At 70.5% G+C, this 20,475-nt stretch carries 19 protein-coding genes and 1 pseudogene; 12 read left to right on the top strand and 8 right to left on the bottom strand.

The window, feature by feature from the left end; all coding sequences use genetic code 11:
• Positions 1-16: 16 nt before the first annotated feature.
• From FB563_RS29590 to FB563_RS29575, 4 genes are all read right to left on the bottom strand, one after another.
• Positions 17-2,236, bottom strand: a complete 2,220-nt coding sequence (locus FB563_RS29590; protein ID WP_055704914.1) for a LuxR family transcriptional regulator — start codon at positions 2,234-2,236, stop codon at positions 17-19.
• 133 nt (positions 2,237-2,369) lie between these two features.
• A complete protein-coding gene (locus FB563_RS29585; protein WP_079048623.1) occupies positions 2,370-2,858 on the bottom strand; it encodes a flavin reductase family protein in 489 nt (162 codons plus the stop codon).
• Positions 2,859-2,964: 106 nt separating this feature from the next.
• Positions 2,965-3,834 carry a dioxygenase family protein gene (locus tag FB563_RS29580; protein ID WP_055704912.1) on the bottom strand — a complete coding sequence of 290 codons (870 nt, stop codon included), beginning with the start codon at positions 3,832-3,834 and terminating at the stop codon, positions 2,965-2,967.
• Positions 3,827-4,960, bottom strand: coding sequence for a maleylacetate reductase (locus tag FB563_RS29575; RefSeq protein ID WP_079048622.1), 1,134 nt, complete (start codon positions 4,958-4,960; stop codon positions 3,827-3,829). The genes FB563_RS29580 and FB563_RS29575 overlap by 8 nt, the downstream gene beginning before the upstream one ends.
• Before the next feature lie 417 nt (positions 4,961-5,377).
• Here FB563_RS29575 and FB563_RS29570 point away from each other — a divergent pair, with 417 nt between their 5' ends.
• The 10 genes from FB563_RS29570 (at position 5,378) to FB563_RS29525 (ending at position 15,121) form a co-directional block, all read left to right on the top strand.
• On the top strand, positions 5,378-6,220 hold the full coding sequence (locus FB563_RS29570; protein ID WP_079048621.1) for a sigma-70 family RNA polymerase sigma factor: 843 nt from the start codon (positions 5,378-5,380) through the stop codon (positions 6,218-6,220).
• A 7-nt stretch (positions 6,221-6,227) separates the two neighbouring features.
• Positions 6,228-6,653: an SsgA family sporulation/cell division regulator gene (locus FB563_RS29565; protein ID WP_055704911.1), complete on the top strand. Its 426-nt coding sequence runs from the start codon at positions 6,228-6,230 to the stop codon at positions 6,651-6,653.
• Positions 6,654-6,710: 57 nt separating this feature from the next.
• Positions 6,711-7,571, top strand: a complete 861-nt coding sequence (locus tag FB563_RS29560; RefSeq protein ID WP_055704910.1) for a DMT family transporter — start codon at positions 6,711-6,713, stop codon at positions 7,569-7,571.
• 222 nt (positions 7,572-7,793) lie between these two features.
• Positions 7,794-8,549, top strand: a complete 756-nt coding sequence (locus FB563_RS29555) for a CoA transferase subunit A (protein ID WP_055704909.1) — start codon at positions 7,794-7,796, stop codon at positions 8,547-8,549.
• On the top strand, positions 8,549-9,193 hold the full coding sequence (locus FB563_RS29550; RefSeq protein ID WP_055704908.1) for a CoA transferase subunit B: 645 nt from the start codon (positions 8,549-8,551) through the stop codon (positions 9,191-9,193). The genes FB563_RS29555 and FB563_RS29550 overlap by 1 nt, the downstream gene beginning before the upstream one ends.
• The gene (locus tag FB563_RS29545) at positions 9,190-10,389 is read left to right on the top strand and encodes a thiolase family protein (RefSeq protein ID WP_055704907.1); all 1,200 of its coding nucleotides are present in this window, start codon (positions 9,190-9,192) and stop codon (positions 10,387-10,389) included. The genes FB563_RS29550 and FB563_RS29545 overlap by 4 nt, the downstream gene beginning before the upstream one ends.
• Before the next feature lie 101 nt (positions 10,390-10,490).
• Positions 10,491-12,668, top strand: a complete 2,178-nt coding sequence (locus FB563_RS29540) for a SpoIIE family protein phosphatase (protein ID WP_079048620.1) — start codon at positions 10,491-10,493, stop codon at positions 12,666-12,668.
• Between the two features lie 140 nt (positions 12,669-12,808).
• The gene (locus FB563_RS29535; RefSeq protein ID WP_199832748.1) at positions 12,809-13,435 is read left to right on the top strand and encodes a TetR/AcrR family transcriptional regulator; all 627 of its coding nucleotides are present in this window, start codon (positions 12,809-12,811) and stop codon (positions 13,433-13,435) included.
• Complete coding sequence (locus FB563_RS29530; protein WP_055704906.1) at positions 13,432-14,187, top strand: SDR family NAD(P)-dependent oxidoreductase; 756 nt, start codon at positions 13,432-13,434, stop codon at positions 14,185-14,187. Before FB563_RS29535 ends, FB563_RS29530 begins: the two co-directional genes overlap by 4 nt.
• Positions 14,188-14,245: 58 nt before the next feature.
• Positions 14,246-15,121 (top strand): ABC transporter substrate-binding protein, encoded by an 876-nt coding sequence (locus FB563_RS29525; RefSeq protein WP_055704905.1) that lies wholly within the window; start codon positions 14,246-14,248, stop codon positions 15,119-15,121.
• Between the two features lie 179 nt (positions 15,122-15,300).
• Here the strand turns inward: FB563_RS29525 and FB563_RS29520 are convergent, their stop codons facing one another.
• From FB563_RS29520 to FB563_RS29505, 4 genes are all read right to left on the bottom strand, one after another.
• Positions 15,301-15,927: a DJ-1/PfpI family protein gene (locus tag FB563_RS29520; RefSeq protein ID WP_267888634.1), complete on the bottom strand. Its 627-nt coding sequence runs from the start codon at positions 15,925-15,927 to the stop codon at positions 15,301-15,303.
• 356 nt (positions 15,928-16,283) lie between these two features.
• On the bottom strand, positions 16,284-16,655 hold the full coding sequence (locus tag FB563_RS29515) for a YybH family protein (RefSeq protein WP_055704903.1): 372 nt from the start codon (positions 16,653-16,655) through the stop codon (positions 16,284-16,286).
• 32 nt (positions 16,656-16,687) lie between these two features.
• Positions 16,688-17,401 (bottom strand): SDR family NAD(P)-dependent oxidoreductase, encoded by a 714-nt coding sequence (locus FB563_RS29510; RefSeq protein ID WP_055704925.1) that lies wholly within the window; start codon positions 17,399-17,401, stop codon positions 16,688-16,690.
• Between the two features lie 289 nt (positions 17,402-17,690).
• The gene (locus FB563_RS29505; protein WP_055704902.1) at positions 17,691-18,614 is read right to left on the bottom strand and encodes a LysR family transcriptional regulator; all 924 of its coding nucleotides are present in this window, start codon (positions 18,612-18,614) and stop codon (positions 17,691-17,693) included.
• 165 nt (positions 18,615-18,779) lie between these two features.
• Between FB563_RS29505 and FB563_RS29500 the strand changes: the two genes are divergently transcribed.
• Complete coding sequence (locus FB563_RS29500; RefSeq protein WP_055704901.1) at positions 18,780-19,082, top strand: muconolactone Delta-isomerase family protein; 303 nt, start codon at positions 18,780-18,782, stop codon at positions 19,080-19,082.
• 203 nt (positions 19,083-19,285) lie between these two features.
• Positions 19,286-20,468: pseudogene (locus FB563_RS29495) on the top strand (YbfB/YjiJ family MFS transporter).
• The last annotated feature ends 7 nt before the right edge of the window (positions 20,469-20,475 follow it).

Here is a 20,475-nt window from a genome sequence, read left to right as displayed (position 1 = left end):
GATGCCGGGGCCCGGGTCAGAGCATGCCGCACTCCCGGGCCCTGGCGACCGCTGCGCTCCGGTCGTGCGCACCGAGTTTACGGAAGACCGCCCGTACCTGTGTCTTGACGGTGTTGTGGGACACATAGAACTCGGCGGCGATCTCACGCAGTGTCAGCGGACCGCACAGGGCGCGGAGCACCCGGCGCTCGCCGAGCGACAGCTCCTGGGGGCCGGACACGACGAGCGGCACGACGGTGTCCTCCCCGACTCCCCCGAGCAGATCCGTGAGCACTCCTGGTGACTCGCACCGGGCCGCTGCCCGCTCGGCCGCCTCACGGGCTTCCCGCGCGGCGTCCGCGTTGCGTCGCGCAGTGGCAAGTCGTGCCCGTGTGCCGTGATACAAGGCGTGCATCTGGGGTTCGCTGCCTGTCCTGGACGAGTCCGCCAGCGCCGCTTCCGCATCGGCCAGGGTCCGTTCGGCCTCGTCGGCCCGTCCCTCATCGAGGAGCAGGCCGGCCCTGCCGATGTAGGCGGGCGCCGCGACGAAGTGCCGCTCCAGCCCGGCCGTCCCGGCCGCGTCCAGGGCTTCGTCGCTCAGCATGCGCGCCGGCTCATGGCGTCCGGCCAGCAGGGCGCACAGCGCCCGCAGCCCCAGCGCGCGGACGAGCGTCAGGCCGTGCCCGGCGGCATGCGCGTCACGGGTCGCCTCGCCGAGCAGCACCTCGGCCTCCTCGTACCGGGAGGTCCACAGCAGAGCGGTACCGCGGGCCGTACAGGCCAGGGCACGCCAGGAAGTCAACGGGACGGTGCCGGCGAGGACGGTTTCGGCGAGACGGTCGCCGGTCAGGACCTCCCCCTGCAGCCAGCAGGCCACGGCCCGGGCGACGGCCGCCGCATCGGACACCGTGCTGCCTTCGCCGACCTTCTCCGCTCCCGGCCCCCTGAGCCGGACCACGTCCAGCCAGCGCCGGGCCGTTTCCGGAGCACCCCCCGACAGGGCCGCCATCGCCGCCACGACGCACAGTCTTGCGTCGGCGGCGACCGTGCGGAGCGGCAAGAGCTCCAGCCATTGCCTGACCTCCCGACCGCGGCCTGCCGAGATCGCCTGTTCCCAGTCGTGGAGTATCGACGCGACGGCGGCGGCCTCGTCACCGCCGCGCACCCAGTGCCGTACGGCCGCGGTCGTCTCGCCCTGCCGTGAGTACCACCGAGCCGCCGTCCTGTGCAACGACACGGCGGTCTCGCGCCCTTCGGATCCGAGGAGGTCGCAGAGCAGCGCGGACAGTGCGCGGTGACGCCGGTATGCCGAGGGATCGGCGGCTACGGGCACGAGCAGTTGGACGGTCCGTGCAAGCTCGCGCAGCAGTACGCCCGCGCGGTCCCCGGCGAGGGCCCGGCACGGCCCGGCACTCAACTCGTCGAGCACACTGGTGCGGAGCAGGAACTCGCGCTGTTCGGTGGTGAGCCGGTGGAGCACCTCGGTGGCCAGGTACTCGGTGACCGCTCGCCTGCCGCGGGCCAGGTCGGCCGCCGTGTCGGCGTCGTCCGACGAGCGAGCGAGGGTACGGCCCATGATGCACAGCGCCGCCGCCCACCCCTCGGTGGTCTCGTACACCGCGCTCAACGTGTCCGGGGCCGGAGCGGACCCGAGCAGATCGGTGAGCACGGCCTGTGCCTCCTCGGGGGTGAAGGCCAGGTCGTGCCGGTCGAGTTCGGCGATCGCGCCCCGGGCGCGCAGGGTGGGTACGGGTCCACCCGGAACGTGACGGGTCGACAGAACGACGCGAAAGCCCTGCGGAAGCCTTGTCAGGAAATCCGAAAGGCTGCGGACCGCATCGACGTCCGCGATCGATTCCACTCCGTCGAGGATCAGCGCGAGCGGTCCCTGTCCGTCCAGTCCGCTCACGAGGCTCGGGAGGATCTCCTCGAGCCACGCGTCGAGTGTCCACTCGCCGCTGTGGGGGCGGACGGGCAGTTCCGGCCGTACGTGCTGCAACGCCCGCAGGATGCCGGCCCAGAGCCGGCCCGGGGCGTTGTCGTACGCGTCCAGGCTGAGCCAGGCGCACGCGCCCCGAGTTGCAAGGCTTCGCGACCACTCGGTCAGGAGCACCGTCTTTCCGGCACCGGCGGGCGCGGAGACCACCACCACGGGCTCGGTCGACGCGTCCAGCCGGCGCAGCAGCCGGGGGCGGGTCAGCTGGTGCGGAGGCTGGTCCCCAGGACGCAGCTTGAAGGTCGGCACGGAACTGGTCATGGCACCTTCGGTGGAGTCGAAAGGACTGGTAAAGCCCCCGGCGCCCGTGGCTCGCCTGCAGGAGCCGGACGCCGGGGGCCGTAGTGGACCGGGCAGGGATACGGCAGCCTTCGTCGGGCCCCTGTCAGCCGCGCTAGCAGGGGGGCCTGAGCGTGCCGAAGTCTCCGCCGAAGTGGACCAGCGGCCGGCCTTCCATCCGGTGTTCGAAGTGACGGACGTCGCCCACGAATATGGTGTGATCGCCGCCGGGCAGCGCCGCGGCGACGTCGCAGACGACAGCCGCGATGGCGTCCTTCAGCACCGGCACGCCGTGGTCGTCGATGGTCTCCACACCCGCGAACTTGTCCGGCTTGGAAACGGCGAAGTTCCGCGCGAGGTGCTCGCTGTCCTCGCCGAGGACGTTGACGGCGAAGCGACCGTGCTCCGCGATCGCGGTCCGCGTGTAGAGCTGATTGCCGATGCACACGAGCAGTTGGAGCGGCTCCAGCGACAGCGCGGATACGGCGCTCGCCGTCATGCCGATGGGCGTGCTGCCCGAGCATGTGGTGATCACGCTGACACCCGTGGCGAGCCGGCTCATCGTGGCTCGGAACCCGAAGACGACATCAAGGGTTTCACTCATTTGAGGACCTCCGTGAATTCGGGGCTGAACCCCGCGGTGTGATGGAGTGTTCGACGTCGGCCGTCCTCGTGGATGACCGGCTCCCGTCGTGGTGACGCCGTGAGGATCAGTCCGTGACGCAGGGTTCGAGGACGAAGGTGTGGCGCAGCAGGGTGTACGGCACGTCGGCCATGCCCCGGCAGGGCCCGGCCTCGGCCGGGTAGGTGTCGTAGCGGTCGACCAGCGACTCCTTGACGCCGAACACCGGATCGGTGTCCAGGTGCGGGTCGTCCGAAGGGAAGAGCATGGTGGTCACGCGCTGGAATCCCGGCGCTTCGATCAGCAGGTGCACATGGGCGGGACGCATGAGCGACCTGCTGGTCGCGCTCATGAGTTCGCCGACCGGGCCGTCACCGGGTATCGGGTAGCTGGACGGGCGGATGGAACGGAAAGCGAAGTGCCCCGTCTCGTCGGTGCGGAACAGCGCGCGCATGGCCGGCTCGTCCAGGCCGGGCACCTCCATGTCGTAGTGGCCGTCCGAGTCGCTGTGCCAGACGTCCACCGCCGCGTCGGCCACCGGCGCTCCCTCGTGGTCCACGACCCGTCCCTCGAAGAACAGCGGGGTCCCGGACAGACCCCCGGAGATGTCGGCGGCGTCGGCCTGCTGCGGCCTGTCCTCCCTGAAGTACGGACCCAGCACGCTGTTCTGCGTGGCCTGGCTGGGGCGTCGGTTGGTCAGGGCGTCGACCAGCATGGTGACTCCGAGCACGTCGGACAGCAGGATGAACTCCTGACGTGTCGGGGTGCACGTCTGCCCGGTGCGCGTCAGGAAGTCGACTCCCCGGGCCCATTCGTCCTGCGTCAGTTCGACGTCGCGGACGAAGGCGTGCAGGTGACGCACCAGTGATTCCAGGATCTCGGCGACGCGTGAGTCCTTGGTGTCCCGCATGGTCGAGATCACGGCCTCGGTGATGGTGTCGCTGGTCAGATCACGCATGACGCGCTCCCGTGGTGGTGGAGTGGTGGACCGCGGACTCGGTCCGGGGATGTCCGTCGCCGGGTGATGTGCGCGGCGGCTGTCCGGCCCAGGCGCGGGTCAGGAGGGCGCGTAGCGCCGTCCGTTCGACTGGTCGCGGGTTCCAGTAGCCGTCGCGCACGATGAGTTCGGCCGCCTGCTCGATGCCCGATTCCGGCATGCCGAGGTCCCGCAGTGCCCTGGGGGCGGCAAGCCGCCCCGCGAAGTCGAAGAGTCCCTTCGCGGCGTCGGCCGCCGACAGCGCCCTTGCGATGCGTGCCATGGCCTCGGGCGCCGCCGGTGCGTTGTAGGCGACGACGTGCGGCAGCACGACCGTGTGGGTTTCGGCGTGCGGAAGCCCGAACGTGCCGCCCAGGACGTGGCACACCTTGTGGTGCAGGGCCATGCCGACCGTACCGAGGCACGTGCCCGCCAGCCACGCCCCGTACAGGGCGTCGGCCCGCGCCTCGCGGTCGTCCGGACGTTGTGCGACGACCGGGAGGGAGCGGATGAGGGATTCGAGCGCTTCACCGGCCATCAGGAAGGCGAGCGGGTCCCGGTCCTGTGCGTAGAGGGCCTCCACCGCGTGCGCCATCGCGTTGATGCCGCTGCCCACCGATGCCGCCGCGGGAAACGTGAACGTCAGGTCGACGTCGTACACCACGGTCTTCGGCAGCACTTCCGGCAGTCGGCGGGTCGTCTTCCGGCGCCCTTCGGTCTCTCCGAGGATCGGCGTCATCTCCGAGCCGGCGTACGTGGTGGGCAGCGCCAGCTGTGGCAGCCCGGTCCGCAGGGCGATCGCCTTGCCGAGGCCGATCGTCGAGCCACCGCCGATGGCGAGCACCGAGTCCGCTGCCACGGTTCTGGCATACGCGACCGCCTTCTCCGTGACCTCGACGGGGGTGTGCGGAGCCGCTTCCATGAAGGTTCCCACCGCCGCCGTACCCAGTACCTCCTGTACCTCCGCTGCCTGGCCCGCTTGACCGGGTGTGCACAGGATGAGCACCCGACGGCATCCGAGGGCATCAGCCTCTTCAGGGATACGGCTGCGCGTACCGCTGCCGAAGACCACCTTGGTGATCTGTCCCCGATGCACGAATGTCTTCATGAGAATTCCCCAGTCCCGCCGTCTGCTTGGAACCAAGACTTTCGATGCCTGAATGACAGGGGTCAACGTAATCCGCGAGGGATAACGGGCACCGGCGTTGAAATACCTCGTTCGTGCGACAGGCTCCGAGCCCGGGGCCTCCGGCTCTCGACGGACATCACTCGTCTGCGCGATGCGGTGGGTGTGCAGGGACTGGATCGTGGATCCGGACCTCTGTCAGGCGGAGATGCCGGTCGAGGTCACCGGAACGGCGTCCGAGGGGTCCGCATTCACGAGCGGCGAGGGTTCAGGTCGGGGGGCGCCGAACCCAGGAATACGGCCGCTTTCCGTGCGTCTCCCGGACCAGGTGCGGACCGGTCCGGCGCGCACCTGATCGACGGCTGAGATCCGGCCGTCGTCCCCACCCCAGGAGGCACCATGACCGGAACCGGACCCGACCGCGAGGCCGACCCCGAGATCCCGCTGAGTCCGGCGGCGACGGGGAATGCCGATGAGGACGCGAAGGCCGTGGCGGACCACGACATGCAGGCCCGCTTCGAACCGGCATTGGTGCACCGTGACCGGCTTTTCGCGGCCGCCGTGCGGATCACCGGCAGTCCGACCGACGCCGAGGACCTGCTCCAGGAGACGTACGCCCGGGCCTACGCCTCGTTCCACCAGTTCCGCGAGGGCACGAATCTCAGGGCCTGGCTGTACCGCATCCTCACCACCACGTTCCTCAACTACCGCCGCAGTCAACGCAGGCGGCCGCAACGCGACGACACGACGGCGATCGAGGACTGGCAGATCGCCCGCGCGGCCTCGCACACCTCGTCGGGACTGCGCTCCGCCGAGGCCGAGGCGCTCGACCACCTGCCCGACTCGGACGTCAAGGCGGCGCTGCAAGCCGTCCCGGAAGACTTCCGGACGGCGGTGTACCTCTTCGACGTCGAGGGCTTCACCACCCGTGAGATCGCCGACATCATGCAGACTCCCGTCGGCACCGTGCTGTCCCGACTGCACCGAGGTCACCGACGGCTGCGCTCGCTGCTGGAGGGCTATGCCCAGGAGCACCGTCTCGTCCCGGCGGGTCACGTTCGAGGCAGTGGGTCCGCACCACGGGCTGGTGAGCGAGGTCACCCGGGCCGGCGGCGGAAGGCGGGATGCACGCAGGGGGCAGCGGTGTTCCAAGAGCGCATGGAACACCCGTTGACAGCCCTCCGGCCCGGTGTCCGGGACAGCCCCGGGCCGGAGGGCTCGACTCCCGTACCGAGTGAGTGAGGAAGAGATGCCGAGACCCAGCACCGGTGCCGTCGATGCCGAGCTGTGTGCACTCCTCGTCATGGCGGACGGCTCGGCGGTGCCCGTGTCCACGCGACTGGGCTATCGTCCCGACGATCCCTACGCGGTCCGTGCGACCTTCCGCCTCGGCGGTGACCGGGCGGTCGAGTGGTTCTTCGCCCGTGAGCTCCTGAGAGAGGGGCTGCTCCAGCCAGTCGGTATCGGCGACGTCCGCCTGCGCCCTGCTTGGCACCAGGGACAGCACATGGTGCAGATCGTCCTCACGCCGCCCGCGGGACGGGCGGACCTCATGTTCCCCTGGCCGGCGGTGACGGAGTTCCTGCAACGCACCGATGCGGTGGTGTCACCCGGCACCGAGCACGTGCATGTCGAGCTGGACGCCCAACTGATGCACCTTCTCGCAGAGCACTGACCCACACCCACGATCGATCGATCATCGATCACAGCGATCCCGGGACAGGAGACCACGATGTTGACCGTGCTGTCGCCGATCTTCGCTCTGCTCGCAGCGGCAACCAACGCACTGGGAACCGTGATGCAGCGCCGGGCCGCCACCGTCGTCCCGCAGTCCAGCGGTCTGCGCATCGGCCTGATGTGGGACCTGCTGCGCACACCGGTCTGGCTGCTCGGCATAGGTGGGGTCGTCCTCTCGGCGATCTTCCAGGGCGCCGCGCTGGCCACCGGCGCCCTGGCGGTCGTACAGCCGCTCTTCATGCTGGAGTTGCCGTTCGTGCTGCTGCTGGCGAGCATCGTCTTCGGGCGCCTGTTGCCCCGGGCCGGCTGGGTGCCCGTCGGCAGTATCGGGGGCGGCCTGGGCCTGGCGTTGTTCGCGGCCGCGCCGACCGGTGGCACTCTCGGGATCCCCGCGGCCCGGTGGACAGCCGTACTGACCTGCTGCCTGCTCGCCGTGGTGGTGCTGTGCAGCGTCGCGGTCAGGCTGCCCAACGGCGCGGCGCGCGCCGCGTGCATGGGCCTGGCCGCCGCCGTCTCCTACTCCCTCACCGCCGCGCTCATGAAGTCCTCGACCGCCGCCCTCGGCCGCCGGGGTATGGGTGCCTTCTTCACCACATGGCAGACCTATGCGTTCGCAGCCCTCGGCGTGTGCGCCCTGTTCCTGCTGGAGAACGCCATGCAGTCCGGACCGCTGGTCGCCTCCCAGCCTGCCCTGACCCTCGGGGACACCCTGGTGAGCCTGGCGCTCGGCGTCACCCTCTACGGGGAAAGACTGCGTGGTGGCTGGTGGCTGACCCTCCAGGTGCTCGGGCTCGCGCTGGTGGCGTACGGGGTCGCCCGCCTGTCACGTCAGCATCTCGTTCCCGCAGGAATGTGAAATACCCGATTCGTGCGAGAGCGGCCGACGGCACAGCCCTTGAATCGCAGCCGATATCGCCGATCTGCGGGATGGCCAAGCGCGCCGTGGCATCGGACCGTGGAACCAGGTCTCAGCGGACGGCCCCGGCAGGCTGAATGCACATCGGGCGGACATGTCGGCGGCGTAAAACACTCCGCGATGGACACAGAATTCACGCGAGCATCTGGAGATCCGAAAAATATGGGGAAATTGGTCAATACGGCCCTGGAGGCCGTGGCGGATGTGCCGGATGGAGCGTCGTTGGCCGTGGGCGGGTTCGGATTGAGTGGTGTGCCGAACGTGCTGATCCAGGCCCTGTTCGAGCGAGGCGTCGGCGGGCTGTCGGTCGTCTCGAACAACTGCGGGGCAATGGATTCGGGCCTGGCGGTACTGCTCTCGGCGGGCCGGATCGGACGGGTGACAGGATCGTATGTCGGGGCGAACAAGGAGTTCGCGCGGCAGTACCTGTCCGGTGAGCTGGAGGTGGAGCTGATCCCGCAGGGCACGCTCGCCGAACGGCTGCGCGCCGGCGGCGCGGGCATCCCCGCCTTTTACACCCCGGCGGGGGTGGGCACGCAGGTCGCCGAGGGCGGCCTGCCCTGGCGCTACGACGGCTCCGGCGGGGTCGCACTGGCCTCGCCGGCCAAGGAGGTGCGGGTCTTCGACGGCACCGAGTACGTGCTCGAACGCGGCATCCGCACCGACTTCGCGCTGGTGCGGGCGGCGCAGGGCGACCGGCACGGAAACCTGGTGTTCAGCAAGTCCGCCCGCAACTTCAACCCCCTCGCGGCCATGGCCGGCAGGCTCACGATCGCGGAGGTGGAGGAGCTGGTCGAGCCCGGCGAGATCGACCCGGACGCGGTGCACCTGCCCGGCATCTTCGTCCAGCGGGTGTTGGCCCTCACCCCGCAGCAGGCGGCGGACAAGAAGATCGAGCGGCGGACGGTGACCAGCTGATGGCCTGGACTCGTGAGGAGATGGCCGCCCGCTCCGCGCGTGAGCTGCGCGACGGCCAGTACGTCAATCTCGGTATCGGCCTGCCCACGCTGATCCCCACCTACCTGCCGCCAGGGGTGGAGGTGATCCTCGAGTCGGAGAACGGCATCCTGGGCACCGGCCCCTACCCGGGTGCGGACGAGGTCGACCCGGACCTGATCAACGCCGGGAAGGAGACCGTCACGGTCCTGCCCGGCGCCTCCTTCTTCGACTCCGCACTGTCCTTCGCGATGATCCGCGGCGGACACATCGACGTCGCGGTGCTGGGTGCCATGCAGGTCTCCGAGCAGGGGGACCTGGCGAACTGGGCGATCCCCGGAAAGATGATCACGGGGATCGGCGGTGCGATGGACCTGGTCCACGGCGCCCGCACGGTCATCGTCGTCATGACGCACACAGCCAAGGACGGCTCGCCGAAGATCCGCACCGCGTGCACGCTGCCGCTGACCGGGAAGCACTGCGTGAACCGGATCATCACCGATCTCGGTGTCCTCGACGTCACCGACGAGGGGCTCGTGCTGGTCGAGCGCGCACCTTCCGTCGACGTCGAGGAGATCATCGCCAAGACCGACGCCAAGCTGACCGTCACGGAGGGCCTGCTGTGAACCCCGTCTACATCGTCGACGCCGTGCGCACGCCGATCGGGCGCTACAACGGCGGCCTGGCCTCGGTGCGCCCCGACGACCTGGCTGCCCACGCCATCCGCGAACTCCTCTCCCGTCTACCTCGGTTGGATCCTGCGCGCATCGAGGACGTGTACCTCGGCAACGCCAACGGCGCCGGCGAGGAGAACCGCAACGTGGCCCGCATGGCCGCCCTGCTCGCCGGCCTGCCCACCAGCGTGCCCGGGGCGACGGTCAACCGGCTGTGCGCCTCCGGACTCGAAGCCGTCATCCAGGCCACCCGCGCCATCGCTGTCGGCGACGCCTCCGTCGCCATCGCCGGCGGCGTGGAGTCCATGACCCGCGCCCCCTACGTCCTGCCCAAGAACGACAGACCGTTCCCGGCCGCCCACGCCGAGCTGTACTCCACCACGCTGGGCTGGCGCATGGTGAACCCGGCGATGAACCCGCAATGGACCATCCCTCTCGGGGAGTCGGCCGAGCTGATCGCCGAGAAGCACAAAATCGGCCGTGAGCAGCAGGACGAGTTCGCCCTGCACAGCCACCAGAAGGCCGCAGCCGCCCAGGAACAGGGCCTGTTCGACGCCGAGTTGGTGCCCGTCCCGGTCCCCCAGCGCAACGGCGACCCCCAGCTGTTCGCGGCCGACGAGTGCGTACGCCCGAACGCCTCCCTCGCGGCGATGGCAAGGCTCAAGCCGTCCTTCCGTGAGCAGGGCACGGTCACCGCCGGCAACGCCTCCCCCCTCAACGACGGCGCCGCCGCCCTGCTGCTGGCCGACGAGGAGGGTGTGAAGGCCATCGGCCGCGAGCCGCTGGCACGCGTCTGCGCGACCGGAGTCTCCGCGATCGACCCCGACTACTTCGGCCTCGCCCCCGTCGAGGCCGTCGGCCGGGCCCTGGCCAAGGCCGCCCGGACCTTCGCCGACATCGACGTACTGGAGCTGAACGAGGCCTTCGCCGCCCAGGTCCTTGGCTGCCTCGCCGAATGGCCAGAGTTGGACCCGGCGATCCTCAACCCGCAGGGCGGTGCCATCGCGCTCGGCCACCCCCTCGGCGCCTCCGGCGCCCGCCTCGCCGGCACCGTCGCCCACCAGCTCGCCCGCCGCGGCTCCGGCACGGGCGTGGCCACCCTCTGCATCGGCGTGGGCCAGGGCCTCGCCCTCGTCCTCGAACGCTGACACGAACGGGGCGAGCAGACCGTCGTGGGGAACAGCGTCCGGGACGGGAATCGGCAGCGGCCTCCGCGCGGGGTCGGCGGGGGCGGACGTACGGTACTGATATGTGCGCCATGCGGGAAGGCGGCGCGGCGCAGCCCCACGGGCCCCGCTCCCCTTCACCCACCGCCGGGTCACTGCGCCGGGCCGAGCTGGACCGGCTGCTGGAGCTCGCCGTGCGCGACACGGGCGTGCACGCGGGAGCGGTCTTTCTGCTGGCATCCGACGGCCAGACCCTGCGGCTGGAGGTGACCGCAGGCATGCCGGCGGAGTATCTCGCGCCCTGGTTCGGGGTCCCGCTGTCGAGCCGCTTTCCCGTGACCGATGCGGTGCGCGAGCGGCGGCTCGTCTGGCTCGGCGACCCGGAGGACCTCGCCCGTCGCTATCCGCGCACGGCGATCGCCCTGCCCTACCACCATGCGGTGGTCGCGGCACCGCTCCTCACCGGAACCACGGTGTGGGGCGCGCTGCTGCTGTTCTGGCCCGGCGCCGGCGCCACCAGTACCGACGGCCCGAGCCCTGAACGGGTCCGTGCCGCCGGTCGGCGTCTGGCGCGTTTCCTGCGCGACGCCGCCGGCACCGGCCACGCCGTCGGCCCGGGACCCGCACCCCGCACCCTGGCGCAGCCGCCCGCCGGCAAGCGGGGGCCGGCCGAGGCACTCGCCGCGGCCGACCTCGTCGAGCGGCTGCCCTGGGGCAGTTGCTCCCTCGACCTCCAGGGCAGGTTCACCTACGTCAGCGCCACCGCCGCCGCCCTACTGGGCGCGAGCAGCCCCGACGACCTGATCGGCACGCGTCCCTGGCAGTCCTTGCCCTGGCACACCGACCCGGCCTTCGAGGACCACTTCCGCGCCACCGTGGTCAGCCGGAAGCCCGGCTACTACACCGCCATGCACCCGCCGGCCCAGTGGCTCGCCTTCGAGCTCTATCCCGACGGCTCGGGGGTGAGCGTCCGCATATCGCCGACCGGTCCGGGCGGGGACGCGCAGCCGGGGCCCACCAGGACGGAGACGTTCCGGGGCGAGCCGATCCGCTTGGGCGAGATCTACCAGGTGCTGCACCTGGCCGCCGCCCTGTCGGAAACCGTGGGCGTCTCAGACGTGGTAGATCTGGTCACCGAGGAGATGCTGCCGGCGTTCGGAGCCCGGACCGTCGCCCTGCTCGCGGCCGAGAACGGCAGAATGCGGGTCATCGGCCGCAGCGGCTACAACCCCGCGCTGCTCGAACACTTCGACGGCGTGCCGCTGACCCACCCGGCACCCGCGGTCCGGGTCCTCGCCACCGGCGTGCCCAGCTTCTTCGCCTCCTTCGACGAGCTGTCCCGGGCCTACCCGCCCGCCCCGCATCAGAAGGGTCTGCATGCCTGGGCGTTTCTGCCGCTGATCGCCTCCGGGCATCCGGTGGGCTCGTGCGTGTTCGCCTTCGACCGGCCCCACCCCTTTCCCGGCCAGCAGCGGGTCGTCTTCATCGCGCTCGCGGGACTGATCGCGCAGGCGCTGGAACGGGCCCGCCTGTACGACACCAGCAACGAACTCGCCAAGACCCTGCAGGCGGCCCTGCTCCCCGACTCGCTGCCCGACCTTCCTGGACTGGATGTGGCGGCCCGCTATCTGCCCAGCGTCCGCGGCATGGACATCGGCGGCGACTTCTACGACCTGGTCCGCGTCGACGACACCACCGCAGCCGCGGTCATCGGCGACGTCCAGGGCCACAACGTCACCGCTGCCGCGCTCATGGGCCGGGTGCGCCCCGCCATCCGCTCCCACGCCGCCTCGGGGGCCACGCCTCCACAGGCCCTCGCGCAGGCCAACCGCCTGCTGGTCGCCATGGAGCCGGGCCGCTTCGTCAGCTGCCTGTACGCCCAGCTCGACCTCGCACGCCGCCGGGCCGTCCTTGCCACCGCCGGCCATCCCCCGCCCGTTCTGCGTCACCCGGACGGCCACGCCGAGGTCCTTGCGCTCCGACCCGGCGTGCTGCTCGGCATCGACCCCGACGCGGACTATCCCCCCACCGAGATCCCGCTGACCCCCGGCACCGTCCTCGCCCTGTACACCGACGGACTCGTCGAGACTCCCGGGGTCGACATGGACGACGCCATGTCCGGGCTCGCCACCCAGCTCGCCCGGGCCTCGACCCAGCCCATGGACCGGCTCGCCACGACCCTGATCGACCATGCACGGCAGACCGCGCCCCGGACGGACGACATCGCCCTGCTGCTCATCGGGCTTGCCACCACCGGGTAGCGCGCCCCGGCCAGACCTCGCCGGCCGGCACTTGGGACGTACGGCATGCCTTGACAGCCAAGAGACGGAGGGCAACGATGGGAACTATGGAAACTAATCCAGTTTCTAAAGTTTCCCCCAGTGGCGAGCGGCGTGCGGACGTGATCGTGGAGGCGGCCGGCCGGCTGTTCTTCGGGGCGGGTCTCGCGCGGGTGAGCATGGACGATCTCGCTCGTGAGCTCGGGATGAGCAAGAAGACGATCTACCGTCATTTCCCTGACAAGCGCAGCCTGCTGGCCGCGGTGCTGGACCGCCAGTTCGCCGCGGTGGAGCGCACGTTGGAGGCGGCGACCGAGGAGGCGGAAGGGCGGCCGTTCGGTGCGCGGGTGCAGCGGTTCCTGATCGCGGCGGGGAGTGAGCTCGGGCGGATCGGCGCGCCTCAGCTCGCGACGGGGCGGGGCGACGCGATGCTGCGCCAGTACGTGGAGCAGCGTGTGGACGCGGTGGTCTACCGGCGGCTCGACGAGCTGTTCCGGGAGGGACACCGGCAGGGCTTGCTGCCGGCGCCGCCCGAGCTGCTGAGTGAGATCACCCGCGGCGCGTTGGAGCGGCTGCTCATGTCGGAGTTGCCGCGCGATCTGGACTGGACCGCGGCCGATCTGCTGCGGGCGACCGTCGACACCGTGCTGTACGGGGCGATCCGCCCGACAGGCCGGGGCATCGACGACGAACAACCCCGGGCGGTCATCCCGACGGCCCGCGACGACGATCAGGAGGTGGGCCCGTGACCGGGACGACCGGCAGGGTGGCATTGGTGACGGGGGCCAGCAGCGGAATCGGCGCGGCCACGGCGCGACTTCTGGCCGCGCGAGGAATGCGCGTGGTGGTCAACTACCTCCGCAACACCAAGGCGGCCGAGGAGGTCGTGGCCGACATCGAGGCCGCGGGCGGCCAGGCCATGGCCGTGCAGGCCGACGTGCGCGAGGAGGCGGCCGTCGAGAGCATGGTCGGACAGGTCCAGGCGGCTTGGGGCGGCATCGACGTGCTCGTGCACAACGCGCTCATCCCGTATGCGGTCAAGCCGTTCCAGGACATGACGTGGGAAGAACTGGGCGGCAAGATCGACGCCGAGATGCACGCGGCGTTCGCGGTCACCAAAGCCGTACTGCCCACGATGACCGAACGAGGGTGGGGACGACTCATCTACATCGGGACCGGACTCAGCCGCCTGCCTCGGGCGGGCATGATCGCGCTGGGCGTTTCCAAGGCCGCACTCGAGCAGTTCGCCCGGTATCTCGCGCAGGAACTCGGCCCGCAGGGCATCACGGTCAACGTCGTCTCGCCCGGCCCGGTGGAGTCCCGCACCGCCGATGCCGTGCTCGACGACGCGACGAGGCAGCGGCAGGTGGCCGCCACCCCCTTGGGCCGCCTGGCCTACCCGGCCGATGTCGCCCAGGCGGTCGCCTTCTACGCCGCCGAGGACAACTCCTTCATGACCGGTACCACGGCCGCGGTCAACGGCGGCATGGCCATGTACTGACGCCCCGCTGACCTCCGCACACACGGCCGAACCCTTAAACGATCAAGGAAAGACGTTCATGCACACGATCGACCTGGCCTACGTCGGACGAGGCCTGCACGAGGAGCTGGCCGCCTACATCGCCGACCAGCAGGACTACTACGCCGAGGAGGGTGTCCACGTCGCGCTGCGCGACGGCTGCACCTGGGACGTGGAACGGCTGCGCCGCTGCGCCACCATCGGGCTCGGCCGGGCACTGCTGTCACGACTGACCGACGGCACCCCGTGGGTCGCACTCAGTGTCAACACCCACCGCCCGCTGTTCTGGTTCCTCGCCCGCCCCGGCCTGACCTCCCTGGCCGACCTGGCCGGACGACGGCTGGCGGTCCACGCCCCGCACACCCCGCCCGGCGCATTCGCCCGGATCGTGCTGCGAAAGGCCGGCCTTGACCCGGACCGTGACGTGAAGACCATCGTCCGCTCGCCCGGCGACTACGGCATGGATCTGCGCCGGCTCAACGACGGCAGCATCGACGCCGCCTACGTCGGCAGCACCATGGCACCGGAGGCGGTGGCCGCCGAGCACGGCTGGCAGGTGCTGGCCTGGGTCGGCGACCACTTCCAGATCCCCACCGTGGGCGTGGCCGTCGACCCCACCTACATCTCACCGGACGACCCTGCGGTCCAGGCCGTCGTACGAGCCCACCGGCGCGCCCTTCAGGTGATCCACGACGACCCCGACACCACGGTGCGCCACATGCAGACGTTCCTCGGCGGACAGACCGCGGAAGAGGCCCGAGCCCACTACGACACGTTCATCGCGCCGTACTTCACCACGGACGGCCACGCCGATCTCGCTGTCGGCGACAAGGCGATCACCGCGGTCGCCGCCGAACTCGGCGTCCCTGCCACGGTCACCGCGGCCGAGTTCTACCGCACCGCGGCCACAGCCTAGGCATGAGGAGTCGAGTCGTAGGGTGCGAAGCCCTGGGCCCGCGGGCCGATGGTGTCTCCGGTAACCGCGACCGCGGCGTGGTTCTTCTCAGGTATGGGCTTCCTCCCTCCGGGCCGCCGTCGATCAGGGCCCTCCCGCCTCCGCGGTCTTCCACCGGCGACCAGCACGACGGTCACGGACTACGCCGACCCCGGCTCGGAAGTGCCCACGACCGCGTCCAGGACCCGGCGGAGCATCTCTTGGCGGCTGTGCGGGGCACGGGAGCGGACGCTGAACTGGAACGGGCCACCCGGTCGTTGCATGAAGACGACCATGTCCTTGGCGACCGCCCGAGCGACCTGCGCACCGTAGTGATCTTCGACGAGCGTCAGCGACAGGTCGATTCCGGCGCTGACGCCCGCCGATGTCATCATCCGCCCGTCCCGCACGAAGTGGCGCCCGGCTGGACCTCCGCGGACGGAAAACGCAGAGCCAGCTGCTGCGAGTTCCGCCGGCACGGCACGACGTCCGTCCAGAAGTCCGGCCCCGACCAGCAGAAACGCTCCCGTGCACACCGTTGCCGTACAACGGGCCTTCTCATTCAGCTGCTGGACGGCATCCAGGAGGACGTCGTCCTTGATCAACGTCTCCCCATCGGAACCGCCCGTGATCACCAGAACGTCGCACGACTCACGTACCTCATCGACACGCAGGTCAGCGCTGAGGCGGGTCCCGGCGGAGGCGACCAGCCCCGCCCCGTCCTCGGACGCGAGCTGCACCCGATAGCGCCCGCCGAGCTCGTCGGCCGACGCGAACGCCTCGACGATCCTCCCAGTCCGCCGCCACGCGGCGTCCCCAGGCGATATTCGAGCACGTGGCGAACTCGACGGCGCCCGGCAGGCGAGTCACCCACCCCACGACCGAACGGGACCTGAGAGAGGCACTTCGGGTCGGGAGCCTCCGCGGCGCTTGCACATGCAAATAGGCTCGGTAGCTGACTCGGACCGCGGAGAAGGAGCTGCCGGCATGCTTCCGCAGTGGGGGAAGGCGTCGCTGACAGCGCAGGTACGCCACACCGGTCACCCCGCTCAGGGGCACGGTGCGGCGCAACCCGGGTGCGAAGCGCCCGTTGGGCGGGCGTCAACATGCGCCAGAGACGAGGTCGTTGATCTGGCCGAACGGGCTAATCCAGGCGGGATACCTGATAGTGGCCGATGGACCAGTCGTCCCCTGTGCGGACAACGAGGACTGAGAGTTTCACGTCGAGCGGGGGCCGGTCCGTGAACGAGAACTCGACGGCGAGGTAGCCGAGGACGAGGTCGTCGGCGTGCCGCCTGGTCTCGAGGATCCGGTATGCCGCCTTCATGCCGAGGGGCTGGGAGCCGTAGTAGTCGGCGACGCCCTGGCGTCCGACGCTGTAGGGGTGCAGCCCCTGGAAGACGGCGTCCTCGGTGAAGAGGGCGGCGACGCGGTCGGGCTGGTGCGCGTCGACCGCGGCCTTCCACTGGTCGAGCACTCCGCTCAGGATCTCCGCGTCGTCGGTCGTGGCGGTCATGTCCACTCCTTGGTCCAGGACTCGGTGTACGGTCAGTGTCCGGCGCTCATGCCTCCGTCGACGTGAAGGATCTCGCCGGTGACGAAGGGCGCCTTCTCCAGGTGGAGCACGGCGTCGACGATGTCTCTCACTTCACCCATCCGGCCGACCGGGTGCAGGGCAGCGAGGAACTCATGGGTCCCCTCGGGGTGCATGGGGGTCTTGATGGTGCCCGGCGACACCGCGTTGGTGCGGATGCCATGGCGGGCGTACTCGATGGCGAGGGACTTGGTCGCGGACTGCAGGCCGCCCTTGGTCAGAGAGGCAAGCACCGAGGGCACCCTGGAGTCAGCGCTGTCCACCAGGCTGGTGGTGATGTTGACGATGTGACCGCCGCCCTGGGCGAGCATCTGCTCGACCGCCAGCTGAGTGATGCGAAAGAAACCGTTCAGGTTCACGCCGATCACGGCCGCATAGTCGTCGAGGGTGTAGTCGGTGAAGGGCTTGGCGACGAAGACGCCCGCGTTGTTCACCAGGGTGTCGACCCGGCCGAACCGCTCCACCGCGGCGGAGATGACACGGCCGGCGGTGGAGTGATCCGCGACGTCCCCCTGGACGGTGACGACCTCCGTGTCGTCCGAGGGTGCGATGGTGCGGGAGGTGGCGACGACCGCGTACCCGAGTGCGCGGTAGCCGTCCACAAGTCCGGCGCCGACGCCCTGTGACGCGCCGGTGATGACGGCGACCTTCTGCTGCGCAATGCTCACGGTGATCTTCACTTTCGAGGTGGGAGGACTGTTCCGGACCGGTGAAAAAATTACTAGCCGACCGGTCGACTATTTGACGATAGGCAGCCGTGCGCCCGCGAGGCAACGGTTGGCGGCCCCTCCGCTGGGACGCGATTCCTCCCGTCCGGGAGGCCGTGGCTCTCAGTGCAGGTGAGGACGTCGCAGGTAGAGGACCACGGATTGCGTCGGCCCCCGAGGGATCGCGTCGGGCCCGACGGGTTGCGTGGGTGCCGGGGAACGGCGGCTTCCGGCGGCGGGGACTCCGTCTCTACTGTCGGTACGGGTCGCCGGCGGGCAGCCAGGCGTCGGCGGCGCGTATGCCGAGGTCTACGACGCCGTCACACAGGGCGTCCATGGCAGCGATGACCGCCGCGCGTGCCTCGTCCTCGCGTCGGACGAGGGACCAGGTCCAGTAGACCTCGGGGGCGACGACGGGGCGTCGCACCAGATCGGCCGGGAGCGCGCAGGTCTGACCCTTGGGCGAGTTGATGATCGGACGGCCGCTGCGGCGGACGTGGTCGAAGAAGGCCGGGCCGGTGATGCCGCCGTCCGATATGGGCACGGCTCGGGCTCCGGTGTCACGGGCGAGTTCTTCGGCGTAGACGTTCCAGGACGACCAGGACGTGATGTCGTCGTCGAGGAGAACCGCGGTGTCCCGGGCCCGCACGGGGCTGGTGTCGTCTCCCTTGGCGACGGCATAGAGCCGATCGGCGCCGAGGATCCGGGCGTTCAGGCGGTGCCGTTCCACGTCCTCGGCCCGGACCCAGCACACCGCGAGATCGAGGCTGCCGTCGGCCACCCGGGCTGCCTGGGTGTGGGAGGGGGCGACCCAGGCGTCGATGTGGATCTGAGCCACCGCGGAGGTACGAACGGTCAGATCTCCGGGCAGCCAGTTGACGTAGCCGAGCCGGACCGGTTCGGAGCCGGACAGCCGGCCGGCGCGGCGCTGGAGGTCATCCGCCCGTTCCAGCAGAGCGCGGGTGTGCGGGAGCAGTTCCGCACCGGCCGGAGTGAGGGACACCGAGCGGCGATCGCGCTCGAAGAGGCGCACCCCGAGGTCGCGTTCGAGGGCCTTGATCTGCTGGGAGAGGGAAGGGCCCGCGATCAGAAGCCGCGCGGCGGCCCGGCCGAAGTTCAGCTCCTCGGCCACCGCGATGAAATACCTCAGTTGGCGCAGCTCCACGCCCGTCATGCTACGCGCGCTGGGAGGTGTCACCTATCAGCAAGGAGGGAGCCGGTCGTGGCAACGTCCCTGGTGGCAGGGCCAGGATGGCTGCACGAAGGCGAGGACGGGGCACCGAACGGCCCTACGACGCGGATCCAGTGACTCCGGCGTGGATCCGAGAGGAGCGAGGAGATGCCAGAGTTCCTGGTGCAGATCACCACCACCGTCCCCGAGGGCGTCGGTGCGGACGAGGTCGGGCGGCGCCGAGCCGCCGAGGCCGTCCGCGCGGCGGAACTGGCCGCTTCCGGCCATCTGTACCGGCTGTGGCGTCCGCTCGGCGAGCTGCGCAGCATCGGCATCTGGCGGGCCGCCGACGAAGCCGAGCTGCACGAGAAGATACTCGGCACACTGCCGCTCCGGTCCTGGATGACCTTCACCGTCACCGCACTGGTGCCTCACCCCAACGACCCGGGCACGGTCGGCGCGGCGCAGTGACCGGCGCCTGTGCCGGGGCCCTCGCCGTCACCCGTGGCTGCGGCACCGAGGTCTTCATCAACCAAGGTCTGCACCGCGTCAGAGGGATATCCACATGAGTTCGCCGGACCTGGGCCTGTCGTCCGTTCGTCCGCACCGCACGCTGCACTCGCCGCGCGGCCAGGCGGCCACGCGGCCAGGCCGCCGCGGCACTGGCGGCAGGCATGGGCGTCGGCCGCTTCGTCTACACCCCGATCCTGCCGCTGATGCACGCGCAGGCGGGGCTGTCCGCGAGTGCCGGTGCGAACCTGGCCACCGCCAACTATGTCGGCTGTCTGATCGGCGTGCCGGCGGGCATCCTCGTCCCGGCGCCGGTCCGCTCCCGTCTGCTCCTTCGCGTCTCCCTGGTGGTACTGACCGCCACTCTGGCGGGGATGTCCACCGTCCACAGCACCGGCGCGTGGCTTGCGCTCCGGCTGCTCGCCGGGATCACCAGCGCCCTGATCTTCGTCATCGCGGTCAACTCCCTCCTCGGCCACCTCAGGCAGCACCCCGCCCACCCGACCGGCTGGGCCTTCGGAGGCGTCGGCGCCGGGATCGCCCTGTCCGGTCTGGTCGTCCTCTTCCTGCGCGCGTTCGGCGACTGGCGCTCCGCCTGGTGGGCCTCGGCCGTGCTCTGCGCGCTCACGTCCGTCGCCTGCTGGACCTTGCGTCCGGAGGAAACGCCCGCACCCTCCGGCGGCGGGGCGGGCTCGCATCCCAGGACACGGGTACACCGCTGGTTCAGCGCTCTGTTCGTCAGCTACACGCTGGAGGGCATCGGGTACATCGTCGCCGGCACCTTCCTCGTCGCCGCGATCGGACAAGGCTCACCCGGGCTGGGTCGGCAGTGGCGCCTGGGTGCTGGCCGGACTGGCCGCCGTGCCGTCCTCGGCGCTGTGGGCATGGTTCGCGCATCGCTGGTCCCGCCCCGGCCTGCTGCTCACCGTGCTGGTCATCCAGGCCGTCGGCATCGCCGTGCCCGCCGTCGTCGCCGGGGTGCCGGCCGCACTGGTCTCAGCGATCCTGTTCGGCGCAACGTTCATCGGCATCAGCACCCTCACCCTTGCCGCGGGCGCTCATCTGCGGTTTCCGCGGTCGGTCGCGCTGCTGATCGCCGGCTACTCGGTCGGCCAGATCCTCGGCCCGCTGGCCGTCACCCCCTTGCTCCACCACGGCTACCACCAGGCTCTGATCCTGGCCTCGGCGGTGGTCCTGGCCGGCGCGGTCGCCGCCGCCGCGCTCCGCGTCGGCTTCCCCCACGCGATGCCGGTCGTGGACCAGAGCCCTGCGGCACGGTCTGCCGGGCAGGTGGGGCAGTCCGCACCGGTGTACGCCTGCCCCGTGCTGGACGAGGACGAGGCCTGAGGAGACC

Source organism: Streptomyces puniciscabiei, from assembly GCF_006715785.1.
Taxonomy (GTDB): domain Bacteria; phylum Actinomycetota; class Actinomycetes; order Streptomycetales; family Streptomycetaceae; genus Streptomyces; species Streptomyces puniciscabiei.
Note: the sequence above shows the minus strand (reverse complement) of the source record. Positions and strands in the feature narration are given on the sequence as shown.